Origin of the sequence: Pseudomonas sp. lyk4-TYG-107 (assembly GCF_030209055.1) — a bacterium.
Taxonomy (GTDB): domain Bacteria; phylum Pseudomonadota; class Gammaproteobacteria; order Pseudomonadales; family Pseudomonadaceae; genus Aquipseudomonas; species Aquipseudomonas putida_A.
In genome coordinates, this window is sequence record NZ_JARVST010000013.1 from 103285 (window position 1) to 127744 (window position 24460).

Below are 24460 nucleotides of genomic sequence, written 5' to 3' on the forward strand. Positions count from 1 at the left end.
GCTCCCCAGGAGCCCTGAATACCATCCATTATTCGAAGCGTTGCTGGGTGAAGCTGTTTTTGCCCTTGCGCCAGACGATCAGCGATTCACTCATGACCACCAGATCGACCATGCCTTCTTTCAGCGCATCCAGTGCGTCCTGGGAAGAGCACACGATCGGCTCTTCATGGCGGTTGAACGAGGTGTTGATCAAGGCTGCCTGACCGGTTTTCTGGTGCCAGGCCGTCAGCAGGCGATGCATGAACGGGTCGCTCTGCGGGCGAATGATCTGCGGGCGCGCGGTGCCGTCGATGTGCACCACGGCCGGACTCGCCTCGCGAAATTGCGGATGGCAGTCGTAGGTCATGGTCATGGTATCGGCGGCCACTTGCTCCTCGTCCCAACCGACGTAGCAGGCCGGTGCTTGCTCAATGGCGGTGACCGGGCCGAACGGCATGAACTCGGTGCGGTGCATGCGCTTGTTGAGCCAGTCGTTCACCTCGGCATCCTGCGCGTGATAGACGATGCTGCGGTTGCACAACGAACGCGGGCCGAACTCCATCTTGCCCTTGAACATGCCCAGCACCTGATTTTCCGTCAGGGCCTCGGTCAACACCTCGATGATGTTCGACGGCGTGTGATAACCGAGTTCAGGGTAGTCGCGATTGATCAGGTTGATGTTCTGCGAAACGCTGCGCGATTCCGGGCCAAGCATCATCGACGGATTCTTGAAGCGGGTGCTGTTTTCCAGGTACGCGGTACCGACCGCAGCAGCCAGTGCCAGGCCGCCATCGCCCATGCACGGCAGCACGTAGACGTCTTTGACGCCCGGGATCTCACGCAGACGCTGGTTGAGTTTGACGTTGCCAAACACGCCGCCGGCCAGGCACAGGTTGGCACTGCCGCGCTGGGCCAGATGATGGCTGACGGTGGCCACCAGCAGGTCTTCGCTGTGACGCTGTACAGCGGCGGCGATGTCCTCGGGGGTTTCCCGGGCAAACAGGGTTTCCAGCGGCTCGCTGTAGGTGTTGTAGGACGGCAGGAACATATCGCCGCAGCGCGCCTTGATCCGGCCGTCTTCGAAACGGATCATCTGCTGCATCACGCCCAGCAGTTTCTGCGGATCGCCGAATGCGGCCAGACCGGTGACCTTGCCTTCGTGGCGGTTGGGTTTGTAACCGAGCAGGTGGGTGATCCGGCCATAGAAATAACCGAGGCTGTCGATGCTGGTTTCGCGTTGCAGCACCGTGGTTTCTGACGGGCTGTACCAGGTCACGGTCAGCGACTGAAAGTCGCCGCGTCCGTCGCACGTCAGGGTCAACGCGTCCTCGAATGGCGAGCAGACATAGGCACCGAGCGCATGGCACTCGTGGTGATCAATGTAGTACGCCTTGCCTTGCAGACCGTTGTCGACGATGAACTGGTCGAATTCGCCGCGCTTTGCCTTGTCGTTGTTGATTTCATCGGTCACACGCTGACGGAACTGCGCAAGGCCCTGGGGGTTGCTCCTGACTTCCTCGACGATGCGATCGAAGTACAACGCCAGATGTTTGTCGGCACTGAAACCGGCGTTCCATCCATAGGCGACATGATCGACGTCTTCCAGCGACACGCCGGCCTGGCTCAACACAAACTCGATGGACTTGGCCGGCCAGATTTTATGGTCCTTGATGCGGGTGAAGCGCTCTTCACTGACCGCTGAAAGAATCTGACCATCACGTACCAGGCAAGCACCCGCCAAATCATTGTTTGTAATACCCAAAATGATCATAACTATTCCTTGTTTTCGCCAATTGAGGTGACGGCTTCGCCCACGCGCGTAGCGTGCAATGCAATAACCAGAGTCAATGACAGATGCCGGCCGTCATGGCCGACCATTACTCATCGAGAGATCGCGGATTCATGTAGGTCCGCCGGGGGAATACGCCTTTACGAGAAGGCATCAATGTGTCTCGCCATCGCAAATTCCTTTTGCCAGAAAACTCCATGGGCGGTGCCGTGCTGCACGGGCCTCATGCCTGCAACACGTGGAGGGCGACATCCATCGCAGCCGTCCTCGTTTCATCGCGGTAGCAGCCTAGCCGGTAATTTCCCGAGCACCCGGCGAAGTCCCCGCTAAAAATTAAATTCCACTGGCATGCGGCGTATTTGCGGGGGTTTACCGGGACAAAAAAACGGACGATGACGGCGTGCCATTCAACTTTTCTGTTTTTGTTCCACCGCTTTCGCGAGCAAGCCCGCTCCCACCGGTTGATCGCATTCCGTCAGCCAGAATGCGGTTAACCTGTGGGAGCGGGCTTGCTCGCGAATGGCTTCACGCGGTGCAGCGTGAACTCACACCATCTCGTTACGAATCCACTCCACCACCGACGTACGCTTTGGCGCCCAGCCCAGCAGTTCACGAGCGTGTTTGCCGCGTACGCGGCTGTTCGAGCCAAGGCCGTAGTTGGCCATTTCGTAACCCCACTCCGCTTCGGCGTCTTGCAGCGGCCAGTCTTGTGGCTCGCCGAGATTCAGCGCTTCGGCCATGGCAGTGGTCATGTCAATGAACGACGCTTCGCCGCTTTCGACGAAGTAGAAAGTGCCCGGTACGTTTTTGGTCAGCGCCAGCAGGTACAGGGCGACGACGTCTTCGATGTGCACGTTGGACCAGATGTTCTGGCCAGTGCCGACATGGCGCACTACGCCGCTTTTGCGCGCTTGTTTGAGCAGACGCGGCAACTGCACGCTGTCGCGATTGACGCCCAGGCTGTGGCCGTAGATCAGGGTGTTGCAGATCACCGCCGAGTTCACGCCGTCCTGTGCGGCGGCGAGGATCAGGTTGTCGATGGCCACACGGGCAGCCTTGTCGACGGTGGGTTCCGGCAGGTTGTCTTCGTAGTAGATGACGTCGCTGGACTTGCCGCCCGAAGCATCGCCGACAATGCTCGAACCGCTGGTGTGCAGGAACACTTTGTTCGAACCGCGCAGGGCACCGAGCAACGCTTCGACCGCGCCGCGATGGTCACTGCTGGCGGCGTTGATCACCGCATCGGCGGCGCGGGCCTGTTCAGCCAGCAATGTGCTGTCTTCGAGGGTGCCGATCACCGGGGTGATGCCCAAAGCTTTCAGCTCATCGGCCTGTTCGGCGCTGCGCACCAGGCCCGTGACACGGTGCCCGGCCTGAACCAGACCGGCAGCGATCGAGCCGCCGATAAACCCGGCAGCGCCGGTGATGAATACGTTCATGGAGAAACTCCCTGCGTGAATAAGTGATGCAGCGAGTATCGACCGGTCACCCCGATGGAAAAACCCGCCCTCGCCCAAATCACTGTTGCGCAGGGATCACGAATCAACCCTTGAAATCGGCGCTGGCGTACGCCGCGAGTTTGCTCTGGATGAAGTCGAGGAAGCACTGAATGCGCAGCGCCAGTTGCGAGTTCCGGTAGTACACCGCGTTGATCGGCTGGCGATAGCCGCTGTTGAATTCCGCCAGCAGCACCTTGAGGCGCCCGGCGCGAATGTCGTCGATGGTCATGAAGTGCGAGAGGCAGGCAATGCCCTGCCCTTCCAGCGCCAGATGGCGCACGGTCTCGCCGCTGGAAGCGCTGATCGCCGGGGTGATCGGCCAGCGGTCACCGTGCACGTAACGCAGCGGCCACTGATTGAGGCCTTCGTTGTGGGTGAAGCCAAGCAGGGTGTGTTCGCTCAAGTCGGCGACCTGCTGCGGCGCGCCGTGCTTTTCCAGATAGGCCGGGCTGGCGACGATCAGCAACGGGCTGCAACCCAGTGAGCGCGCATGCAACGTCGAGTCAGCAAGGGTGCCGATGCGGATGGCGACGTCGGTGCTTTGTTCCAGCAGGTCAATGATCAGGTCATTGCTGTTGAGTTCGAGCTGGATGTCCGGGTACAGGCCACGGAATTCGTCGATGTACGGCACGATGGCGTGCAGCATGAAGGGCGACGCGGCGTTGATCCGCAGGCGCCCGGACGGGGTTTGCTGGCGTGAGGACAGACGCTCTTCGAGCGCATCCATCTGATCGAGAATCAGCTTGGCCTGCTCGAAGAAATACTTGCCCTCCTCGGTCAGGTCCATGCGCCGCGTGGTGCGGTTGATCAGCGTGGTGTCGAGCTTGGCTTCCAGCCGCGACAGTGTGCGGCTGACCGCCGAAGGGGTCTGGCCGACCTGCTCGGCAGCGGCGGAAATCGAACCGCACTCGATCACGCAGACGAAAATCTGCAACTCATCGGATCTGGCTTTCACGGGTGTCCCTTATTGATCAACTGCACAAATCCATTGTGGAGAGAGAACACCCCTGTGGCGAGGGGATTTATCCCCGATGGACTGCGCAGCAGGCCCCGCTTTTCGAGATCAAGATCGGGGGGCCGCTGCGCGACCCATCGGGGATGAATCCCCTCACCACAGTTACAACCGTAACCACATGAAATCACCTCAAGCCTTGAGGCCAAATACCTGCTTGAGATGCTGCTCATACCGCGCCACATCATTCTCGATGTTCGGGCGCTTCATCACGTCCACACAGAGGAACGTCGGCAACCCACTCATGCCCAAGAACTCGTTGGCCTTGTGGAACGGGAAATACACCGCATCCACACCTTTGGCTTCAAAGAAATCGCTCGGGTCATCAAACGCCTGCTGCGGCGCGTTCCAGGTCAGCGACAGCATGTATTGCTTGCCCTGAATCAGGCCGCCGCTGCCGTACTTCTGCGACGCATCGGAACGGGTCCGACCATCGCTGGCATAGAGGCTGCCGTGGCCTTCGGTGAAGACTTCGTCGATGTACTTTTTCACCGTCCACGGCGCACCCATCCACCAGCCCGGCATCTGATAAATGATCACGTCGGCCCAAAGGAATTTGGCCACTTCTTCAGCGACGTCGTAACCCTCGTCGATGAACGTGGTTTTGACATCCAGACCGCCACGATCCAACACGCTCAGCGCGGTTTCGTGCAGGGTGGCGTTGTAACGACCGTCGGAGTGGGCGAATTTCTTGCCACCATTGAGCAACAACACTTTTTTCATCGGAACGCCTCGCGCAGCCATTGGGCTGGAGAAAGATGGGAAAACGAATGGCGGCAGGTTAACCATCCATCTCGCGCGGAATAAGCCGCGTCGGCGCAAAATACATTTGATCAAAAAGCACGAATCGAATGCCGATTGTTGCAATAGCATTCCCGGCCATCTGCATTTGAGGAGTTGTTTTGATGAGTGAACGCCACGGTTTCATCCTGCATGCCAAGACCCGCCCGGAAAAAGCCGAGGCCTTCGAAGCGCTGTTTCGCGCCTATGTCGAGCCGAGCCGCGCCGAGCCAGGCTGCATCGAGTACCACATGCTGCGCGACAAGGAAGACCCGACGCTGTTCATCTTTTACGAGATCTGGGAAAGCCAGGCGCACCTCGACGTGCATTCGAATCTGCCGCACATGCGCGAGTTTTTCGACAACCGCATGACGTATCTGGAGCGTGATTTCGATATCCGTCGGATCGACATGCTCAGCGCCTCGTCGGCTAGCCGCTGATCAGCAAATGGGCGCCGAGTGCGCCCAGTCCGATAAAGAACACCCGCTTGAACAGCACGGCGCTGATGCGCTGACGCAGCCATTGGCCGAACCCCATGCCCAGCATCGCCGGGATCAGCACCAGCAGCGACGCACTCAATTCGCCACTGCCCAGTGCGCCGCGCCAGAACAGGCCGCCGGCCAGCGCCAGGGTCGAAACGGTGAACGACAGGCCCAGCGCCTGCACCAGCTCATCGCGACTCAAACCCAGCGCCTGCAGGTACGGCACCGCCGGAATCACGAACACACCGGTGGCCGAAGTGATAACCCCGGTGATCAGCCCGCACAGCGGACCCAGCCACGGTTCATGCCGAGGCTTGACCTGCAGCGTTGGCAGCAACAACCCGCTCAATGCATACAGCAGCAACGCCGCGCCCAGCCCACGCACCACCCAATGCCCGCCTGCCATGCCGATCGACAACGTGCCGACGGCGGTGCCGAGGAAGATCATCAGCAACAGCGGCCACAGGCGTTTGAGCAGCCCTTTCAGATGCCCGCCGAACGCCAATTGCCAGACATTGGTCAGCGTCGCCGGAATGATCAGCAACGCGGCTGCCTGTGACGGCGCCATAGCCAGACCGAGCAGGCCCATGGCGACGGTGGGCAGACCGAGGCCGATCACGCCTTTGACCAGCCCGGCCATGATGAAAGTGGCGATGACCAGCAGGGACAGAGCCAAGCCGAGGTTTTGATAGAAGTCTGCAAATGCGTTCATGGCGCTACTGTGCGCTTTGGCGGGTGCGTTGAAAATCTGCCATATACTGAGGCTGCCTCTGCCGGTACAAGAGGCTGTTAATTGCGTTGCGGCTGATGGCCCCTTCGCGAGCAAGCCCGCTCCCACAGTTTTGGATTCACCACTGATCCACTGTGGGAGCGGGCTTGCTCGCGAAGAGGCCCGCCCAGACACCACAAAAACCACAGGCGGCCCCATGCACTTCGACCTCACCGACCTGCGCCTCTACCTGCACATCCTCGACACCGGCAACATCACCGCCGGCGCCGCCCGCAGCCATCTTTCGCTCGCCGCCGCCAGTGCGCGCATTCGCGCGATGGAAGCCTCGCTGGGCACCGAGTTCCTGCAGCGCGGCCGCCGTGGCGTGAGCCCGACGCCCGCTGGCAAGGCACTGGCCCACCACGCGCGCATCCTCCTGCAACAGGCCGAACGCATGCAGCAGGATCTGGCCGACTACGCGCAGGGCGTCAAAGGACAGGTGCGACTGTTGTGCAACACCACGGCGATCACCGAATACCTGCCGGAAGTGCTCGCGGACTTTTTGCGCGAGCATCCCAACCTCGACATCGATCTGCAGGAACTGCCCAGCGCCCGCATCATCCACGCCTTGCGCCAGGGCGCAGCCGATATCGGCATCGTCTCCGATGCAGTGGACACCACCGATCTGCAGACCCAGCTGTTTCGCGACGACCCGTTGCGACTGATCGCGCCGCACGGACATCCACTGGCCGACACCGCCGAGGTCAGTTTCAGCGCCGCTTTGCACTACGATTTCGTCGGTCTGAGCACCGACAGCGCGCTGGCGATCTACCTCGAAGAACAGGCGCTGCACAGCGGCTCGCGCATGCAGGTGCGGATCCGCGCCGACGGTTTCGAAGGGGTGCTGCGCATGGTCGCCCGAGGCGCCGGCCTCGCCATCGTGCCGCTGGCGGCCATTGAACGCGCGACGCCGCGCTCATTCAACAGCATCACCCTCAACGAGCCATGGGCCCGCCGCACGCTGATGCTCTGCGCCCGGGACTTCAGCGCGCTGCCCGGTTATGCCAAAGCCTTGCTGCAAGCCTTGACTCTCCCCTGAGGGGCAGACTTCATCCTTGGCGTTCAACGGCAAGGAGCATGACCATGGGCAAACGCATTCTGCTGATTCTTGGCCATCCCGGCGCGACGAGCTTCTGCGCCGCACTCGCCGAGCGCTATGCACAATCAGCGCTCGATGCCGGACACCAGGTGCGTCAGCTACGCCTGGGAGAGATGGCTTTTGACCCGGTGTTGCGCCAGGGGTATCAACAGGTTCAAGCGCTGGAAGAAGACTTGAGCCGCGCGCAATCCGACATCCTTTGGGCCGAACATCTGACGCTGGTCTACCCGATCTGGTGGGGCGGCATTCCAGCGCTGCTCAAAGGTTTTTTTGATCGGGTGTTGCTGCCGGGATTCGCCTTCAAATACCGAAAAGGCAAACCCTTTCCCGATCAGTTGCTCAAGGGGCGCACCGCGCATTTGCTGGTGACGATGGACACGCCACTCTGGTATTACCGCTGGATCTACCGGATGCCGGGACTGCATCAGGTGCGCAAGACCACCCTGCAGTTCTGTGGTATCAACCCCCTGCGCACGCTGACCTTCGGCCCGCTGCTTGAGTCCAGCGACCGGCAGCGCCAGCGCTGGCTGCAACAGGCGCACGCTATCGCCCGCCGCTAAGTCTGCCGATAATGCGCCGCACGGTTTCACATTGAAAAAGGACTTTTATGTACATCGGCCAAGCCGCGCAACGTGCCGGCACCACCATCAAAAGCATTCGCCACTACGAGTCGATCGGTCTGCTGCCCACGCCCCGGCGCCAAGGTAAATATCGCCTCTACGACCAACAAAGCATCGAACTGCTGATCTTCATCAAATGCGCAAAAGAGATGGGCTTCAGGCTCCGGGAATTGCAGACGATTTTTGCCGCGCATCATGGCGAGGCCATGCCATGGGATCTGGCCCAACAGGCTATCGAGGCAAAAAAACGCGAGATCAACAGCAGCATCGCTGAGCTGACGCGGCAATACGCGCAACTGGAAGGTTTCGAAATCGACCTTGAACGGGCGCGGGTCGAATGCCCGCTGGAAAACCTTTGACGGTTTGCGCGTTTCTGAGCAGCTCGATGTCGAGCACAGACAACTGAGCGGCAACCGGGCGCTATAGGGTGCGAGTTGGTTTCTTTGCCATCCGCCCACTGCCCGGAGTTCTCATGACCGCGACCGCCCCCATCACCGTTCTGCGCGACACCCACCCGCTGCCGGTACTCGATGCCTGCAAATGGGAAAAACTCGAAGGTGACCCGCACACCGTCAACCTCAACGCTTACACCAGCGAAGACGGCAGCAAGATCATGGGCACCTGGATCTGCACCCCGGGCAAGTGGCGGGTCGATTATGTGAAGTGGGAGTACTGCCATTTCCAGGAAGGCTACTGCATCATCACCCCGGACGGCATGGCGTCGATCCATCTGCGCGCAGGCGATATCTTCGTGGTTGAACCGGGGATGAAAGGCACATGGGAAGTGGTTGAGACCGTGCGCAAATACTTCGTCTTCGCCTGATGCAAAAAAGCCGGGAAACCACCCGACGTGATTTCCCGGCAACACCTACTGCATTCTGGCTGACGCCATGGTTGTGGCGCCTGTGAGATTTGTGGCGAGGGGATTTATCCCCGATGGGCGCAAAGCGCCCCCCGCATTGTGTCAGTTGAAACGCAGGCTCAGTGGTTGCGACTGCTACACAGTCGATCGGGGATAAATCCCCTCACCACAAAGTCTCCGTTGCCACAAAAAGTATTGATGTCCAAGTTATTGCGGCTTGCGATAGCTGTTGATAATCGCCGAGAAGTCCTTGCCGCCCTCCCCGCGCTGGCTCATCGCCTGATACAACTGCTGCGCCACCGCGCCGAGCACCACCGGTTGATGCGCCTGACGCGCCGCTTCGGTGGCCAGCCCCAGATCCTTGAGCATCAGTTCGGCACCAAACCCACCGGTATAACCGCGCGAGGCCGGCGCCGTTTCGACGATGCCCGGCCACGGGTTGTACATTTCCGAACTCCAGCAACGCCCGGTCGAGCTGTTGATGATCCCGGCCAGCACCGAGGTGTCGATCCCCAGTGCATTGCCCAGCGCCATGGCTTCGCTGACGCCGACCATCGAGATCGCCAGCAGCAGGTTGTTGCAGATCTTGGCGATTTGCCCGGTGCCGACTTCACCGCAATGCACGATGTTGCGGCCCATCTGCGCCAGCACCGGTTGCAGGGTAGCGAACAGTTCCGGAGTGGCGCCGACCATGAAGGTCAGCGTGCCGGCGGTCGCGCCGCCAGTGCCGCCGGAGACCGGTGCATCAGCCATGGCCACGCCTTGTTTGGCAGCAGCGGCGGCCACATCGCGGGCGGTTTGCGGATCGATGGTGCTGCAATCCACCGCCGGCACGCCTTTGCCGATACCGGCCAGCACACCGTCCTCACCGAGCCAGACGCTGCGCACATGCACCGCCGCCGGGAGCATGGTGATTACCAATTCGGCGTCTTCGGCGGCCTCACGGGCCGAGGCGCGGATAGTGCCGCCCAGTTGCTCCAGTTCCGCCAGCACAGTCTTGTTCAGGTCCACCAGGTTCAGCGAGTGGCCGGCCTTGATCAGGTTGCGCGCCATCGGCGCGCCCATGTTGCCCAGACCGATAAATGCGATTTTCATGGCGATTCCTCAGCGCAGGTTGATGGTGGTGTTCACGCCGTCGTTGACGCTGTCGTCATCGAACCAGCGCGCCGTGACCGTTTTGGTCTGGGTGTAGAACTGCACCACTTGCTTGCCGTACGGGCCGAGGTCGCCGAGTTTCGAACCACGGGAACCGGTGAAGCTGAAGAACGGCACCGGCACCGGAATCGGGATGTTGATGCCGACCTGGCCGACGTCGATTTCCGTCTGGAATTTGCGCGCCGCTGCACCGCTCTGGGTGAACAGGCCCGTGCCGTTGCCGAACGGGTTGGCGTTGACCAGTGCGATGGCCTGGTCGAGGGTGTCGACTTCCAGCACCACCAGCACCGGGCCGAAGATTTCCTGGGTATAGATCTGCATGTCAGTGGTCACGCCCGAGAACAGGGTCGGGCCGACGAAGTTGCCTTGCTCGTAGCCCGGCACCTTGATGTCGCGACCATCGAGTTCAAGCTTGGCGCCTTCCTTGATGCCGCTTTCGATCAGATCGAGAATCCGCGCCTTGGCTTTCTTCGAGATCACCGGGCCGACATCGGTGCCCGCCTCGCTGCCGGCGTTGACCTTGAGTTTCTGCGCCAGCGCTTTCAGATCTGGCAGCCACTGTTTCGCCGCACCGACCAGCACCACCACGGAGGTGGCCATGCAGCGTTGCCCTGCCGCACCGAAACCGGCGCCGACCAAGGCATTCAGCGCTTGCTCGCGATTGGCGTCCGGCAGCACCACGGCATGGTTCTTCGCACCCATCATCGATTGCACGCGTTTGCCGTGTTTGCCGGCCAGGTCGTAAACGTGCGTACCGACGGCGGTCGAACCGACGAACGACACCGCTTTGATGTCCTTGTGGGTGCACAGACCATCGACGACGTCCTTGCCACCGTGCACGACGTTGAGCACGCCCGCCGGAACGCCCGCCTCGATCGCCAGCTCCACCAGCAGCATGGTCGACAGCGGATCCTGTTCCGAAGGCTTCAGGACGAAAGTGTTGCCGCAAGCGATCGCCATCGGGAACATCCACAGCGGAATCATCGCCGGGAAGTTGAACGGGGTGATGCCGGCGCACACGCCGATTGGCTGGCGCAGGGTGTAGGTATCGACGCCGCCGGCCACGTTTTCGGCGAACTCGCCCATTTGCAGGGTGCCGATGGAACAGGCGTGTTCGACCACTTCCAGGCCACGGAAAATATCGCCCTCGGCGTCGGCAATAGTCTTGCCCTGCTCGGCGCTCAGCACTACGGCGATGCGCTTGGAGTGCTCGCGGATCAGTGCCTGCAGCTTGAGCATGATGCGCATGCGCGCGCCGATCGGGGTCAGTTTCCAGGTCTGGAACGCGCGGTGCGCGGCACTGATGGCGGCGTCGACTTCAGCGGCAGTGGCGAACGGAACCTTGGCCAGCACTTGCTGGGTCGCCGGGTTGACGATGTCGTGCCACTCGGTGGTCTGCGATTCGACCCACTCGCCGTCGATCAGCAACTTGACCTTCTGGACCGTGGTTTCGTTGGGCGTAAGCGATGCGTTCATGCTGGTCTCCGAAACTTGTTTTTATCGTAGGAGCCAAGGCGAAAGGGTTCGCCTTGAGATGAGGCGTGTGTCACGAATTGGTTGTCGGACTGTTTTTGGAGTATAGATGTGCAAACTTCTAATAAGAACGCACATATAAGCCCGTCCATCATGCAAAAAAACATCACCTCCCTGGGGTCGCTGAACTGGGACGACCTGAAGTTTTTCCTCGAAGTCGCCCGTACCCGCAAGGCCAGCACCGCGGCCAAACGTCTGGCGGTGGACTACACCACCGTGTCGCGGCGCATCAGTTCACTGGAAGCGGCGCTGGGTACATTGCTGTTCGAAAAATCGCGCACCAGCGGTTTTGTCCTGACCACTGAAGGCCAGCGTTTGCTGGGCTATGCCGAGTCGATTGAAAGCACGTTGCACATGGCTTGCGAGCAGGTCTCGGGCTCTGGTGTGGCACTTTCCGGGCATGTACGCATGGGCTGCACCGAAGGTTTCGGCAGTTTTTTCATCACCCCGCAGCTGAGCCACTTCGTCGACGCCTACCCAGCGATCTCGGTGGACATCCTGCCGCTGCCGCACTTCATCAGCCTGTCCAAGCGCGAGGCCGATATCGTCATCGCTTTGGAACGCCCGGAGCACGGCCCGTACGTGTGCTGCAAACTCTGCGACTACCGCTTGCAGCTGTACGCGACCCAGGACTACCTCGATCAACACCCACCGATCCGCCGCCCGGCCGATTTGGGCAAGCATCAATTCATCAGTTATGTGGATGACCTGGCGTTCAGCTCGGAGCTGCTGTACCTGGCGAACGTGCTGCCCGGCGCCAGCGCAAACCTGCGCAGCACCAGCGTGATCGCGCAGTTCGTCGCGGCGCAGCAAGGGCGTTCACTGGCGATTCTGCCGTGCTTCCTCGCGGCGCAGGATCCGCGCCTGCTGCCGGTGCTGCCCGAAGAAATCGACATCACCCGGCAGTTCTGGATGTATTGCCGGGAGGACTTGCGCAAGCTCAAGCGGATCACCCTGTTGTGGGATTACATCCGTGAGGTGACCGAGCGTAATCAGGGTCTGCTGATGGGGCAGACCCGCGAGATGCGGTTTGCCGATTAATCGGCGCTGACCACAATCGACACCCGGCGATTCTCGGTGCGTCCGGCGGCAGTGTCATTGGACGCCACCGGCTCGCTGCTGCCCAGGCCGCGCAACTGGATGTTCTCTTCCTTCATACCGACGGTGGTCAGCACTTTGGCCACGCTTTTGGCCCGACGCAGCGACAGTTGCTGGTTGTAGGTTTCCTTGCCCGAGGCATCGGTATGACCGTCGACCCGCACCCGCTCGATACCGACGCCGAGCAGTGCCTTGCCGATGCGTTCGACGATTTCGGTGCTCTGTTTGTTCAGGCTTTCGATATCGCTGCCAAACAGCACTTTGCCGGACAGGCCAAACTCCCAGCCCTCGTCGGTCGCTTCGAAGCCTTGTTGTTTTAGGACGGCGATCTGCGCCGGGGTCAGGCCTTTCTGCGGTGCGGTCTGGCACCCGGTCAGCGCCAGTACGGCGATCATCAGCAAGGCGGAAAACAGTCGAGCGGGAAATGTGAACACGGAATCAGCTCCTGGTTTGCAGATTGACGACCGGGCTCTCCGACCCGGCAGTGAATTGAGCGCCACGCGACAGGCGCTTGGCCTGATACATCGCGGCGTCGGCGGCGTTGAGCAAGGCCCCTGGCGTGGCGCCATGATCGGGGAAAACCGCAATGCCGATACTGAGCGACGTCACCACACTGGTGTCGCCCGGCAGCGCGATGGGCATGTCCATGCTGGCGAGAATCTTGTCAGCAATGCGCTCGGCGTCCTCGATCTTGTGCAGCGGCGCGAGCAGTACGGCGAACTCGTCGCCGCCGAGCCGCGCCACCAGATCCTCTTCACGCAGTTGCGCGCGGATCCGATTGGCGACCGCCACCAGCACCGCGTCGCCAGCGGCGTGACCGAAGTTGTCATTGATGCCTTTGAAGCGGTCGCTGTCGAGAAACATCACCGCCACCCGCTCATTGAGCTTGCCGGCGTTGCGCAAGGCGCGAATCAATCGCCCCTCGAAAAACGCCCGGTTGGGCAAACCGGTGAGGCTGTCGTGGCTGGCCTGATGGGCGAGGGTTTCGTTCTCGCTTTGCAGATGGGTCTGCCAGGATTCGAGTTCGTCGAGCAGGGCATTGAAGTCGTTGCCGAGGTTGTCGAGCTCGGCGATCTGCGCCGGCGGTACCCGGCGATCCAGTGCTCGCTCGCTGCGGGCAGCGTGGGCCACCGCCGCGAGACTGCGAAGCGGGCCGGTAATGCTGCGCAGCTGTCGGCGCGCCAGATACAGCGCGACCCAGGCACTGATTGCGGTGCAGAGAATGATCCCCGCCAGACCGCTGAGCAAGAAGCGCATCAGGCTACCGCCGTGACCGACCAGCAGGATGCGTCCGATTTCACGATCCTGATGCACGATCGGCAGGCTGATCGGCTTTTCCAGAATGGTCCGGGCAGCCTGCATTTCCAGTTGGGAAAACAGACCGTTTTCGGGCCGCTGCCAACGCGCCAGCAACTGCCCCTGTGTGTCGAACACCTGGGCATCCGCCACCTCTTCGGTGGACGAGATCAAGGCCAGCGCTTCGGTGGCGGCGTCCTTATCGTTGAACACCACCGCCGCTTCCACGGTGTAGCTGATCGAACGTGCAATCAGATGCAGGTTGTGATCGGCGTACACCCGCAGCGCGAGAACGCCCAACAGGGTCAGCGACACGCTGGCCATCGTCACGGCCACCAGCGCGACAATCAAATGGCCGCGGCCGATGACCGAGCCCAGTGTCGGGCGGCTCCTGGAACGAAACAGCTTCATGGTGCCGCCGGTTTGCGGCGCGACAACTGCAGTACGCTTGGGTGGATGCGTACGCCGCTGCGGGCGACGGAGTCGAGATTGACCTCGAAGGAAACCTGCTGATCGCCGACCCGCAGGCAGAACAGGCTGCCGACCGTGCACTGATCGCCACCTTCGCTGATGCTCAGCACCGGATGGCCGATCAATGAGGTGAACAGCCGACTGCGTTCATCTGCGGTGAGTTTGCCGATGTACACCGCATCGCATTCGCTGACGATCGCCGGGTTGTCGGCCAGCAGTCGGCGCACAGCGACCGGACGACCAGTGGCTTGCGTGGTGCCTTTGACCAGGTCATCGGTGTATTCGGTGGGGCCGACGATGCACAGGCGCAATTGTGCGGGTTCCACCGGCCAGCGCGCGTAACTGAGGATGCCCAGCACAACCTGCGTCACCGACTGGGCGCGCTGCTCGGCCATGCCCACCGGCGTCTGTGCCTGCGCCATGGCGGCGCCGGTCAGCAAACAGAGCAGACCGACAAGCAATGCGTGCTTGCAGCGAACCACGCGCTCTGTCGCCCAGACAGCCACCTTCATGCAGGGATTCTCTTGGATCGTACCGAAATGATGCCGCAACGATAGCACAGCGCAGTAACACCAGCGAGACAGCAGCTGCTGACCAGTTGGTCAGTAATCGGCACCGAACATCAGGCTATTTCATTCCCGAACCTCGCCACCTTCCTCCAGTTCCAGCATCAATCCGCTCAGGCGCTTGACCTTGCGCTGCACCGCCTCTTCAAACACGCCGGCCCGGGGCTCGATCAAAGTGAACCAGTGTTTGGCCCGGGTAATACCGGTATAGATCAATTCCTTGGTCAACACCGGATTCAAGGCGTCCGGCAGGATCAGCGCGGTGTGGGCGAACTCGGAGCCCTGGGATTTGTGCACCGTCATCGCGTACACCGTTTCCACATCGTTGAGCCGGCTCGGCAGTACGAAACGCACACCGCCCTGCCCGTCGTTACGCGGAAAGGCCACGCGCAGCACCGGTTTGCCGGCGTCCGGGCCTTCGCGCTCGGGCAACTTGAGGGCAATGCCAATATCGCCATTCATCAGACCCAGACCGTAATCGTTGCGCGTCATCAGCACCGGCCGGCCTTCGTACCATTGCTGGTCATGCTCGATCAGGCGTGCCTTGACCAGCGTTTCGGTGATCCGCAGATTCAACCCTTCAACGCCCCAAGGCCCCTTGCGCACGGCACACAACAACTGGAAGGTGTCGAACGCCTGCAGCACCTCCCGCGCCCAGTTGATCCAGTCCGGATGCCCCAGTGGTCTGTCCGCTGGCGGGCGTTGTTGGCGCAGGATATTCAGATAGTGGCGATAACCCTTTGGACCTTCCCCATGACCGTCGAGCAGCAGCCGCTCGAACGTGTGATCGTGTTCGCCCTTGAGCGGCAGGGAAAACACGTCATCATAGTGACCGGCCGCCAGCAACTGGCGCGCCTCCTCCGGCAACTGCTGATTGACCCGCCGCGCCAGCTGACCGATGCCGCTGCCTTCACCGAAGCGTCGGGAATGGCGCAACATCACCAGTTGCTGAGCCAAAGGATGCGAGCCGTCGTGATCCTCGTGCAGGCCACTGTCCTGTAATGACTCACCACTGACCGACTCCAGCCACCGCCGGGTCTGCGGGTTGTACCAGCCTGCCTCGGCATCGCGGCACAGATCGCCGAGCACCGCCCCGGCCTCTACGGAGGCGAGTTGATCCTTGTCACCGAGCAACACCAGACGCGCATGCGCCGGCAACGCATCGAGCAGGTTAGCCATCATTTCCAGGTCGATCATGGAAGCTTCATCGACCACCAGCACATCCAGCGGCAAGCGGTTGCCGGCATGGTGGCGGAAGTGTCGGGTGCCGGGCCGGCTGCCCAACAAACGATGGACAGTGGTCACGTCGCAGGGGATCTTCTCGCGCACGTCTTCGGTGACTTGCAGCGACTGCACTTGCTGGCTGATGGACTCGGTCAACCGCGCAGCAGCCTTGCCGGTGGGCGCCGCCAGACGAATGCGCAACGGCTGACCGGCTTCCACCGCCGGCGCCTGAAGCAGCGCGAGCAGACGCACCACCGTGGTGGTTTTGCCAGTTCCCGGGCCGCCCGTGATGATGCTGAAAGCTCCCCGAGTGGCAAGCGCGCAGGCGAGTTTCTGCCAGTCGATCACTGCTCCGGGCCTGGCGGGGCCGAACAATTCATCGAGACGCTGGGGCAAGTCATCCGGCGGCGTTTCGCCTTGGGCCAGACGTGTGCGTAACGCCGCATCGATACGCCGCTCATAGGCCCAGTAGCGCCGCAGGTACAGACGCTTGCCGGACAGCACCAACGGTCGCTGATGCGCCGCTTCGCTATTGTCCGCAGCCAGTGCAACCAGAGCGCTGCTCGCCAGCACCTTGCACCAATGGGCGCCATCCAGCGTTTCAAGCAACTGCGACGGCAGGAGCAAGACATCACTTTGCTCATCGCCTTCAGGAGGTAAAGACAGGGCGAAATCCGGGGCCTTGAGGGTTTCGAACAGGTCGAGGCAGACATGTCCGTGACCCAGTTGATGGCTGGTCAGTGCGGCAGCGAGCAACACCAGTGGATCGGACTGGGGTGCGAGTTCGTACAGAAAACTGATAAAGGCCTTGTCCAGCGAACGAAGCCAGCCTCGCTCGACCCAGCGATCAAGCAAGATCAGCAGATCCGAGGCACTGGTCAGTGGCGCCAGGCTTGACGGGTTGTCGATAGCCGATGACAGATCGGCGAAGGTACGGCTCATAGCAGGACTCCCTGTTCCCATGCGGGTTCGGCCTTGGGTTCCGGCTTGCCCTGGAAAAGGCGATCCAGGCGCTCGATCAGCTCACGTGGCGGCCGCGCAAAATACACGCCGCGACTGTCTGCCCGGGTCCCGCGCAGGAACACATACAACGCACCACCGACATGCCGATCGTAATCGTAGTCAGGCAACCGCGCCTTCAGTTGTCGATGCAACGCCAGCAGATACAACACGTATTGCAGGTCATAACGGTTGTCGAGAATCGAGCGCTCCATGGCTTGCTCGGTATAGGCCGCATCGTCGACACCCAGCCAGTTGGATTTGTAGTCGGCCACGTAGTAGCGCCCTTCATGTTCGAAGGTCAGGTCGATGAAGCCTTTGAACATGCCGTTGAGCTGTACTGGCTCGGCGGCCACTCGTGCCACACCGTTGTGGGTGTACTGGCGCACCCACTCATCGAGTTTGAGAACATCGACCTTGTGGCTGGCGAACCAGAACTCCATCTCGACGCGGTACTGTTTGAGTTGCTCGAGAACCACCGGAGGCTGTCCGCCACCTGCTGGTAGCGGCGACTTGAGCAAGTGTTGCAGCCAGTCACTCAGAGTGGTGATCCAGCCTTCCCAGCCGCGCAGGTTGCAGCGTCGGCCAATCACATCCTTGAGCGTTTCAAAAGGAACGGCAAAACCTTCGTCTCCGGCCCACTCGAGCAGACCATGAAGAAAGGTTCCTGGATTCGGACCGCGAGGAAAACGATGAATATCGGCGCCGCCGGCGACGATCTCGCGTGGCGCATCCGGGTCGAGACGCTCATCATCAAACAGCTTTTGCGCTTGTGGACTGTCCGGCGCCTCATCGCTGCCCACGCTCAACACGTCACTGATGCGCAAAGCACTGTAGGAGGCAATCCACCAGTTTTCGCTGGCCTTGCGCTTGGGCACCAATGTAGCGCTGAGGATCGCTTCGTTGCGCTCGGGCCGGTAGATCTCCTGAGTGGCTTGAGGCAACTCCCCCAAGCTGATGGCCGTGCAGTTCTGTTGCAAATCCTGCAGCCAGCGGCTCAGACCGGTTGACTCATCCAGCCTTGCGCCGCCACCCAGGAGATAGCCAAGCGCCGAAAGATGAAGCACCGAACCGTTGTTATTACCGCGTTTGAGGTCCGTGACACCCAGCCAGCAGGCATGTTGCGCGCGAGTCAGGGCGACGTAGAGCAGACGCAGGTCCTCGGCCAGACGCTCGTCATCCGCCAGGGCGATCAATTCGGCGGTCGGCTTCAGTGTCACCTGGGCTTTGCCGGAGGCATCGTGGTAATGCAGCGGCAAGCGACTGCCATCCACCGGTTTTGCCGAGCAGATGAACGGCAGGAACACCAGTGGATACTCAAGCCCTTTGGACTTGTGAATGGTCACGACCTTGACCAGTTGCTCGTCACTCTCCAGACGCAATATCTGCTCTTCGCCGGCCTGACCGGACAACGCCAGAAGCTCGGCCAGATGACGAATCAGCGCTTGCTCGCCATCAAGCTCAGCGGCAGCCTGCTGCATCAGTTCCGACAAGTGCAAAAGGTTGGTCAGTACCCGCTCGCCATCACTGCGCGCGATCAGAGTTTGCGGCAGGTGAAAGTCGTGCAGCAGGCGCCGTAACATCGGCAACACACCTTGTTTGCGCCACAGTTCGCGATAGCCACGAAACTGCATGACCCGGGCTTCCCAGACCAACTCGTCCTGATTCAAACGTTCCAGTTCAGCCAACGGCAGATTGAGGGTGATGCAAGCCAGCGCAGCCTTCAGAGAGCGCTCGATATCCGGCTCCGCGCAGGCCTTGAGCCAGGAGAGCAGGTCATGCGCTTCCTGGGCGGCGAACACCGAGTCCTTGTCCGACAGGTAAACGCTGCGCACGCCACGGGCCGCGAGTTCTGCGCGTACGGCTTGGGCCTCTTTGCCGTCGCGTACCAGAATCGCAATGTCAGAGGGTCGCAAGCCTCTGAAGTCTTCTCCGTCGCGGACAAATCCCGCCGCACCGGTTTGCCCGCCATTGAGCAACGCGGTGATTTCGCTGGCACAGGCCGCCGCCAATTGCTGGCGATAGACCGCGCCTGACAGCGGCTGATCCGTCGACAGGTGCCAGACATTCAGTGCCGCGACATCGTGCCCCGCAATCTGCAGCCGCTCTTTACGCCCCTGAGACTCAACAGGCTGGAACGGCACCGGGTTTTCCCCGGTTTTTTCCCGAAACAAAAACGCGCCGCGTCCCTGCTCGCGGGACTCGGCGCGTTCGAATACGTGATTGACCGCGTTGACCATGCCATGGCTGGAGCGGAAGTTGGTGCCCAGCGTATGCAGGCGGCCGGCAGTAGCCTGACGCGCACGCAGGTAGGTGTAGATATCGGCGCCACGGAACGCGTAGATCGCCTGCTTGGGGTCACCGATCAGGAACAGGCCGGTATCCGGACTGTTGTCCTCGATGCGGTAGATGCTCTCGAAAATCCGGTATTGCACCGGGTCGGTGTCCTGAAACTCATCGATCAGAGCAACCGGAAACTGCTCGCGGATCACCGCAGCAAGGCGCTCGCCGCTGTCGGATTGCAACGCCGCATCGAGGCGCAACAGCATGTCGTCGAAACCCATTTCCGCACGACGACGCTTCTCTTCCTCAAAACGCGCGCCCACCCATCTCGCCGCATGTTGCAGTACGGCGGCATCGGGGGTGGGAAGCGCGTCGAGGCTCGACTTGAGCCCCGGCATCGCGTCGAGACCCGGATGACTCGGTGCCTGGCCCTTCCAGGCTTCGGCCATTCCGTCAGGGGTCAATCGGGTGAAACCGGTGCCGATGTCCAGTTGCTCCATGGCCTCGTCTTCGGCCCACGCCTTGAGTTTCTCGAACCAGGGCTCGAAGTAGCGCGCCTGCATCTTGCGTCCATCGACGGCTTTGCTCGCAACGCCTTCGTGACAGATCACCAGCAGCTCATCGGCCCACTGACGCCACGGCATCTTCAGCTCGAGCAACGCGGCACGCCGTTCTTGCAGACACTCATTGATCAATTCTGCAGGGGCCTTGCCGTCATCACTGTCGCGCTCACTGCCAAACAGGCCGCGCACTCGAGGCAACAACGCTGCCGGCCCGCCCCAGTTAGCGCGAACCCAGTTCAGCGCGTCGCCCTGCATCGGGTAACAGAACAGTCGCCAGTAATCGCGCAGTACTTCACCGAGCAGATCGCTGTGATCGGTTTCCAGGGACTGGGTAAACAGGCTGCCGCTGTCGAACGCGTGTTCGCGCAGCATGCGCTGGCACCAACTGTGGATGGTGGAGACGGCCGCTTCATCCATCCATTGCGCGGCGATGTCCAGGCGATTGGCGCAACCGGGCCATTGTGCCGGGTCAAACTGCTCGCGCAGCTCGGCAATCAAGCCATCCGGCGCCGGGGTTTCTTCACGGAAAAACCGCGCAGCCTCGGCCAGCCGCGTACGGATTCTTTCACGCAGCTCCTTGGTGGCGGCATCGGTGAAGGTCACCACAAGAATCTGCGGGGGCAGCAATTCACGGCCGAAGCCGCTCGATTCGCCGCCGTGGCCAAGGATCAGCCGCAGATAGAGAGCAGAAATGGTAAAGGTCTTGCCGGTACCCGCACTGGCTTCGATGAGTTGACTGCCGTGCAGTGGGAAGGCCAGAGCCAGCGGTGTTTTGGTACTCATGCGCGTGCCCCTTCGCTGGCCAACGAGCGCCATGGCGCTTCAAACAGGGGGCGATACAACGCGTCGCACCAACCGGAGAATGTTTCGTCGGCACTCAATGCGTCAAAGTCAGCGAATTGGCGTGACAGCGCAGGGCTTTCACGGCGCTCACCTTCACTGGTCTGGCCGTCGCCTTCGTAGGCTTTTCTGGCAGCCGCCTCAGCCTTGAGCGGATCAGTCTGCGCAAGCCAGGCAAAGGCTGTCTTGACCGCGATCGGCAACGGCTGGCGCATGCCGGCTTGCCAGGCGAGCAGCAGATCACCCAGAAAACGAACCGCTCGATCCTTCTCCAGCGGCTCAAGCAGCAGCGTATCGTCACTCGCCACCAGTGCCGTGGTCAGGATAAGTCCGCTGGCGCAGGCCACCAGGTGATTGACCCACGGCTTGATCAACCGATGCCATTTCCGACTTTTGATCGAGCCGATGCTGTTGGGAATGGTCGTGACCGACAACACGCCACCGTCAGCGCGTTGATGCAAACCGGCGAGCCAGCCTTCAACACGCACGCCCTGCAACTCAAGACTGACCGGGAGCGCGCTGGTCAATGGTGTCGGCCATAACGCCAGAAGGTGTTGGTAACGTTGCAGCAAGTCCGGTAACGGCTCGATCAACTCTCGTTGCAGGCATTCGCCGAAGCCGGCCATGGGCAGCAATCCGCTGTTTTGCAGACGCCGCGCCTGATCTTCGAGTGCCCGTTTGATATTGTCCGGCTGCCGGAGCGCGGCTTCGAGCAGGCTGTCGCTCAGTGTGTAGCGTTGCAATGCGTCCAGCACGAACGGTTCTTCGTCAGCCAGGGGCGCCTCGGCGGCCTCGAAGTACACTTTGAGGCGCTGCGTGAAAAAGTGCCGGACCGGGTTACGCAAGAAATCCTGCAGAAGAGCCAGACTCAGCGGCTCCTCCTGAACATGGGGCGCGAGTAGCTCCATCTCATGTTGTGGCGCATGCACCTGGTGCAAAACCTGCCATTCACGGGCATAACTGAATAGTTGATCGCCGTCATGGAAATAGCGCGAACTGAACGGTTGCAGGGGATGCTCCTCGGTCATGGAGGTCAACAGATCCTGATGCTCATCGAGCGACCGCCAGCCACTGGCGAGGTGATCGCGCAACTGCCCGATCAGCACTGAAGCAGGCCGTTCACTGTTGTCGCGAATGCTGCGTCCGACCCAACTGATGTACAGCTGATCGCGCGCAGACAGGAGCGCCTCGAGCAACAGATAGCGATCGTCTTCACGCCGGGAACGGTCCCCTGGCCGGTAGTCACTGCCCATGAGGTCGAAATCCAGCGGGGGTTGCGCCCGGGGATAATCGCCATCGTTCATCCCCAGCAAACAGACAAGCTTGAACGGGATCGCCCGCATGGGCATCAGCGTGCAAAAGTTTACTGCGCCGGCGAGAAAACGCTGGGACAGACGCCCCTGATCCAGCCCCGCGAGCCAGGCTTCGCGAACCACCGTCAGCGGCAATTCATCGACCAACCCAACGGATTCACAGGTCTGCAGCCAGGTTTCGCGCAACTCCTCAAGTTGCGTGAGCAGATAATCGTCGTGCTCGTTACTGGCCTTGAAAAACAGCTGCATCAGGATTTGCAGGCGCTGGCCCCACACCTTGGGCTGAGCGACTTGAGTGAGTTCGTGGCGGGCCAGTTCCAATGCATCGAGCAGGGCAACCAACGGACCGATCAACGCAGCATCCAGACCACCGATTTCATCGTAGGGTTCGATACCGGCACAGGCGCTGGAGCTGCCAACTGCGTACCCCAACAACATCCGCCGCAAACCGAAATGCCAGCTGTTCTGTTCAAGCTCATCCGGCAAGCCCAGGCCGGCACGTTGCCCGGCGTTCATTCCCCAGCGCACGCCTGCTCCTTCGATCCAGCGATGCAGAGTAGGCAAATCACGCTCTTGTACGCCAAATCGGGCGCGCAACGCAGGGACGTCGAGCAGATCGAGGATCTCGCTCACCGGGAAACGACTATCGGGCAGCTTCAGCAGGTGCTCGACAGCAATCAGCAACGGATCGCGGCCCCGCTGGCCCTGGTCGGCCAAGGTAAATGGAATGAAGCGTGGATCATGTCGATCCAGTTGTCCGAACACCGCCCGGATATGCGGCGCATAGCTGTCGATGTCCGGCACCATCACAATTACATCTCGTGGGCGCAGATCTGGATTAGCGCTGAAGCGTGCGAGTAACTGATCGTGAAGGATTTCCACTTCGCGCTGGGCACTGTGGGCTATGTGAAAGCGGATCGACCCATCCTGCGTCAAGTCAACGGCAGGCCAGCGCTCACGCGTTTCATTCAGTGGCCGCAACTCGAGGATGTCGTCCTGAAGTTGGTTGAGCATGTTATGTGGCTGATTTTCGCTGAACAGATCAATGCGCCCATCACGAAACGCCGCGCGATAGCTGTTGGGGTCATCGTAACTGTCGAGCAGGTTGATATAGTCGCGGCCTTGCTTGCCCCAGGCGGCGAGCAGCGGATGAGCATGTTGGTGCAACGTTTCAGGATCGAGTACGACCGGCATGCCGTTCTTGCGGCTCTGACGCTTGTATTGATGACGCAGCAGATCCTTGTCGGCGACGATATCGGCCCAGTGGTGTCGGCAAGGGTTGTGTACACACAACAGCACCTGACTGAAACGTGCGAGTCCGGCCAACGCTTCAAGCACCTGGGCGGGCAACGAGGATATACCGAACACGATCACCCGCGAGGGTAGTCCTGCTGGTGCATGTTCGAGGGAATTTATGCACTCGATAAATCGTTGATGAACACCGGCGCGGCTCTGGGCCATGCCTTGCTCACCGACATCTTCCAAAAGAGCACGCCACAATTCAGCCTGCCAGCAACTTACTGGAGGCAGTGGCTTTATCTCGCCTCGAACATTACGTAACTGATGCCGGCCCTCGGCCCAATCTTCGAGCCAGTCGGCCCGATACACCTGATATTGGTCAAACAGGTCTGCCAGGCGCTCGGACAACTGGTAGCGCTTGCGCAAGTCGGTGTCATGGGTGAGGAAGCGTTGTAGCGGTTCGAAATGGGGGCGATCAATCACTTGCGGCAACAGGCGCATCAGCCGCCAGGTCAGGGGAGCTTTGTCGAGCAAGGATGTGGCGGGGATTTCGTCTCGGCCCAACACCATACGGTAGAGCTGCCACATGAAACTGCCTGGAAGCTGCACATCGATGGCAGCGGCTATTCCGCAACCACCGAGATCGTCCTCTTCAGGATCTTCTGCCAATGCCAGCTTGAGCCATTGGGCGATACCGTTGCTTTGGACCAGAGCGATTTCATTCTCCAAGGGAGCCAATGGGTAGCGCCGCATGATGCTGACCACCAGGCTGCGCAGCTCGTCCAGGCTATTGCTCTGGACCACCATGAATGCAGCGTTGAGGGACGAGGCGTCCGGCATAAAAGCTTCCTTGGAAAAGTACAAAAGCCAAGGCAGAACCTTAGCACTGTCGGCAGGCTGTGACAGCCGGAAGGGCCTACCGCAGGCTGTAGGAACTTTCCTGCGGGCAAAACAAAACCCCAACTGCTTTCGCAATTGGGGTTTCGGAA

General features: G+C 60.9%; 19 protein-coding genes. 6 read left to right on the top strand and 13 right to left on the bottom strand.

What is annotated here, in order from left to right; translation table 11 throughout:
• Positions 1 to 28 precede the first annotated feature (28 nt).
• The 4 genes from QRN61_RS12975 to mdaB form a co-directional block, all read right to left on the bottom strand.
• Entirely contained in the window at positions 29 to 1750 is a 1722-nt protein-coding gene (locus QRN61_RS12975) for a carbamoyltransferase family protein (RefSeq protein WP_285373957.1), read from the bottom strand.
• A 563-nt stretch (positions 1751 to 2313) separates the two neighbouring features.
• Positions 2314 to 3207 (bottom strand): NAD-dependent epimerase/dehydratase family protein, encoded by an 894-nt coding sequence (locus QRN61_RS12980; RefSeq protein WP_285373958.1) that lies wholly within the window; start codon positions 3205 to 3207, stop codon positions 2314 to 2316.
• A gap of 103 nt (positions 3208 to 3310) precedes the next feature.
• Positions 3311 to 4222: a LysR family transcriptional regulator gene (locus QRN61_RS12985; protein WP_027614142.1), complete on the bottom strand. Its 912-nt coding sequence runs from the start codon at positions 4220 to 4222 to the stop codon at positions 3311 to 3313.
• Positions 4223 to 4411: 189 nt separating this feature from the next.
• Positions 4412 to 5002 carry an NADPH:quinone oxidoreductase MdaB gene (gene mdaB, locus QRN61_RS12990; protein WP_095139858.1) on the bottom strand — a complete coding sequence of 197 codons (591 nt, stop codon included), beginning with the start codon at positions 5000 to 5002 and terminating at the stop codon, positions 4412 to 4414.
• 182 nt (positions 5003 to 5184) lie between these two features.
• On the opposite strand from mdaB, the gene QRN61_RS12995 reads away from it, so the two are divergent.
• Positions 5185 to 5499, top strand: coding sequence for a putative quinol monooxygenase (locus QRN61_RS12995; RefSeq protein ID WP_027614144.1), 315 nt, complete (start codon positions 5185 to 5187; stop codon positions 5497 to 5499).
• On the opposite strand, the gene QRN61_RS13000 is transcribed toward QRN61_RS12995, so the two are convergent.
• Positions 5489 to 6253 (bottom strand): sulfite exporter TauE/SafE family protein, encoded by a 765-nt coding sequence (locus tag QRN61_RS13000; RefSeq protein ID WP_027614145.1) that lies wholly within the window; start codon positions 6251 to 6253, stop codon positions 5489 to 5491. The two genes, QRN61_RS12995 and QRN61_RS13000, sit on opposite strands and share 11 nt — an antisense overlap.
• A gap of 214 nt (positions 6254 to 6467) precedes the next feature.
• Between QRN61_RS13000 and QRN61_RS13005 the strand changes: the two genes are divergently transcribed.
• From QRN61_RS13005 to QRN61_RS13020, 4 genes are all read left to right on the top strand, one after another.
• The gene (locus QRN61_RS13005) at positions 6468 to 7349 is read left to right on the top strand and encodes a LysR family transcriptional regulator (protein ID WP_285373959.1); all 882 of its coding nucleotides are present in this window, start codon (positions 6468 to 6470) and stop codon (positions 7347 to 7349) included.
• 44 nt (positions 7350 to 7393) lie between these two features.
• The gene (locus tag QRN61_RS13010; RefSeq protein WP_096795292.1) at positions 7394 to 7969 is read left to right on the top strand and encodes an NAD(P)H-dependent oxidoreductase; all 576 of its coding nucleotides are present in this window, start codon (positions 7394 to 7396) and stop codon (positions 7967 to 7969) included.
• Positions 7970 to 8016: 47 nt separating this feature from the next.
• Positions 8017 to 8388, top strand: coding sequence for a MerR family transcriptional regulator (locus QRN61_RS13015; protein ID WP_086793657.1), 372 nt, complete (start codon positions 8017 to 8019; stop codon positions 8386 to 8388).
• 113 nt (positions 8389 to 8501) lie between these two features.
• Complete coding sequence (locus tag QRN61_RS13020; protein WP_096795291.1) at positions 8502 to 8852, top strand: cupin domain-containing protein; 351 nt, start codon at positions 8502 to 8504, stop codon at positions 8850 to 8852.
• A 246-nt stretch (positions 8853 to 9098) separates the two neighbouring features.
• On the opposite strand, the gene mmsB is transcribed toward QRN61_RS13020, so the two are convergent.
• Complete coding sequence (gene mmsB, locus QRN61_RS13025; RefSeq protein WP_285373960.1) at positions 9099 to 9986, bottom strand: 3-hydroxyisobutyrate dehydrogenase; 888 nt, start codon at positions 9984 to 9986, stop codon at positions 9099 to 9101.
• A gap of 9 nt (positions 9987 to 9995) precedes the next feature.
• Positions 9996 to 11522: a CoA-acylating methylmalonate-semialdehyde dehydrogenase gene (locus QRN61_RS13030; protein ID WP_007962100.1), complete on the bottom strand. Its 1527-nt coding sequence runs from the start codon at positions 11520 to 11522 to the stop codon at positions 9996 to 9998.
• A gap of 150 nt (positions 11523 to 11672) precedes the next feature.
• Here QRN61_RS13030 and QRN61_RS13035 point away from each other — a divergent pair, with 150 nt between their 5' ends.
• Positions 11673 to 12620 (top strand): LysR family transcriptional regulator, encoded by a 948-nt coding sequence (locus QRN61_RS13035; RefSeq protein ID WP_007962101.1) that lies wholly within the window; start codon positions 11673 to 11675, stop codon positions 12618 to 12620.
• Here QRN61_RS13035 and yfiB read toward each other — a convergent pair.
• The 6 genes from yfiB to recC form a co-directional block, all read right to left on the bottom strand.
• Positions 12617 to 13111 carry an outer membrane lipoprotein YfiB gene (gene yfiB / locus QRN61_RS13040; protein WP_115988262.1) on the bottom strand — a complete coding sequence of 165 codons (495 nt, stop codon included), beginning with the start codon at positions 13109 to 13111 and terminating at the stop codon, positions 12617 to 12619. The two genes, QRN61_RS13035 and yfiB, sit on opposite strands and share 4 nt — an antisense overlap.
• Positions 13112 to 13115: 4 nt before the next feature.
• Entirely contained in the window at positions 13116 to 14384 is a 1269-nt protein-coding gene (dgcN, locus tag QRN61_RS13045) for a diguanylate cyclase DgcN/YfiN (protein ID WP_285373961.1), read from the bottom strand.
• Positions 14381 to 14956, bottom strand: coding sequence for a regulatory sequestration protein YfiR (gene yfiR, locus QRN61_RS13050; protein WP_027614152.1), 576 nt, complete (start codon positions 14954 to 14956; stop codon positions 14381 to 14383). Before yfiR ends, dgcN begins: the two co-directional genes overlap by 4 nt.
• 120 nt (positions 14957 to 15076) lie before the next feature.
• On the bottom strand, positions 15077 to 17176 hold the full coding sequence (gene recD / locus QRN61_RS13055) for an exodeoxyribonuclease V subunit alpha (RefSeq protein WP_285373962.1): 2100 nt from the start codon (positions 17174 to 17176) through the stop codon (positions 15077 to 15079).
• Positions 17173 to 20862 (bottom strand): exodeoxyribonuclease V subunit beta, encoded by a 3690-nt coding sequence (gene recB / locus QRN61_RS13060; RefSeq protein ID WP_285373964.1) that lies wholly within the window; start codon positions 20860 to 20862, stop codon positions 17173 to 17175. The genes recD and recB overlap by 4 nt, the downstream gene beginning before the upstream one ends.
• Positions 20859 to 24311, bottom strand: a complete 3453-nt coding sequence (recC, locus tag QRN61_RS13065) for an exodeoxyribonuclease V subunit gamma (RefSeq protein ID WP_285373965.1) — start codon at positions 24309 to 24311, stop codon at positions 20859 to 20861. Before recC ends, recB begins: the two co-directional genes overlap by 4 nt.
• Positions 24312 to 24460: the final 149 nt, after the last annotated feature.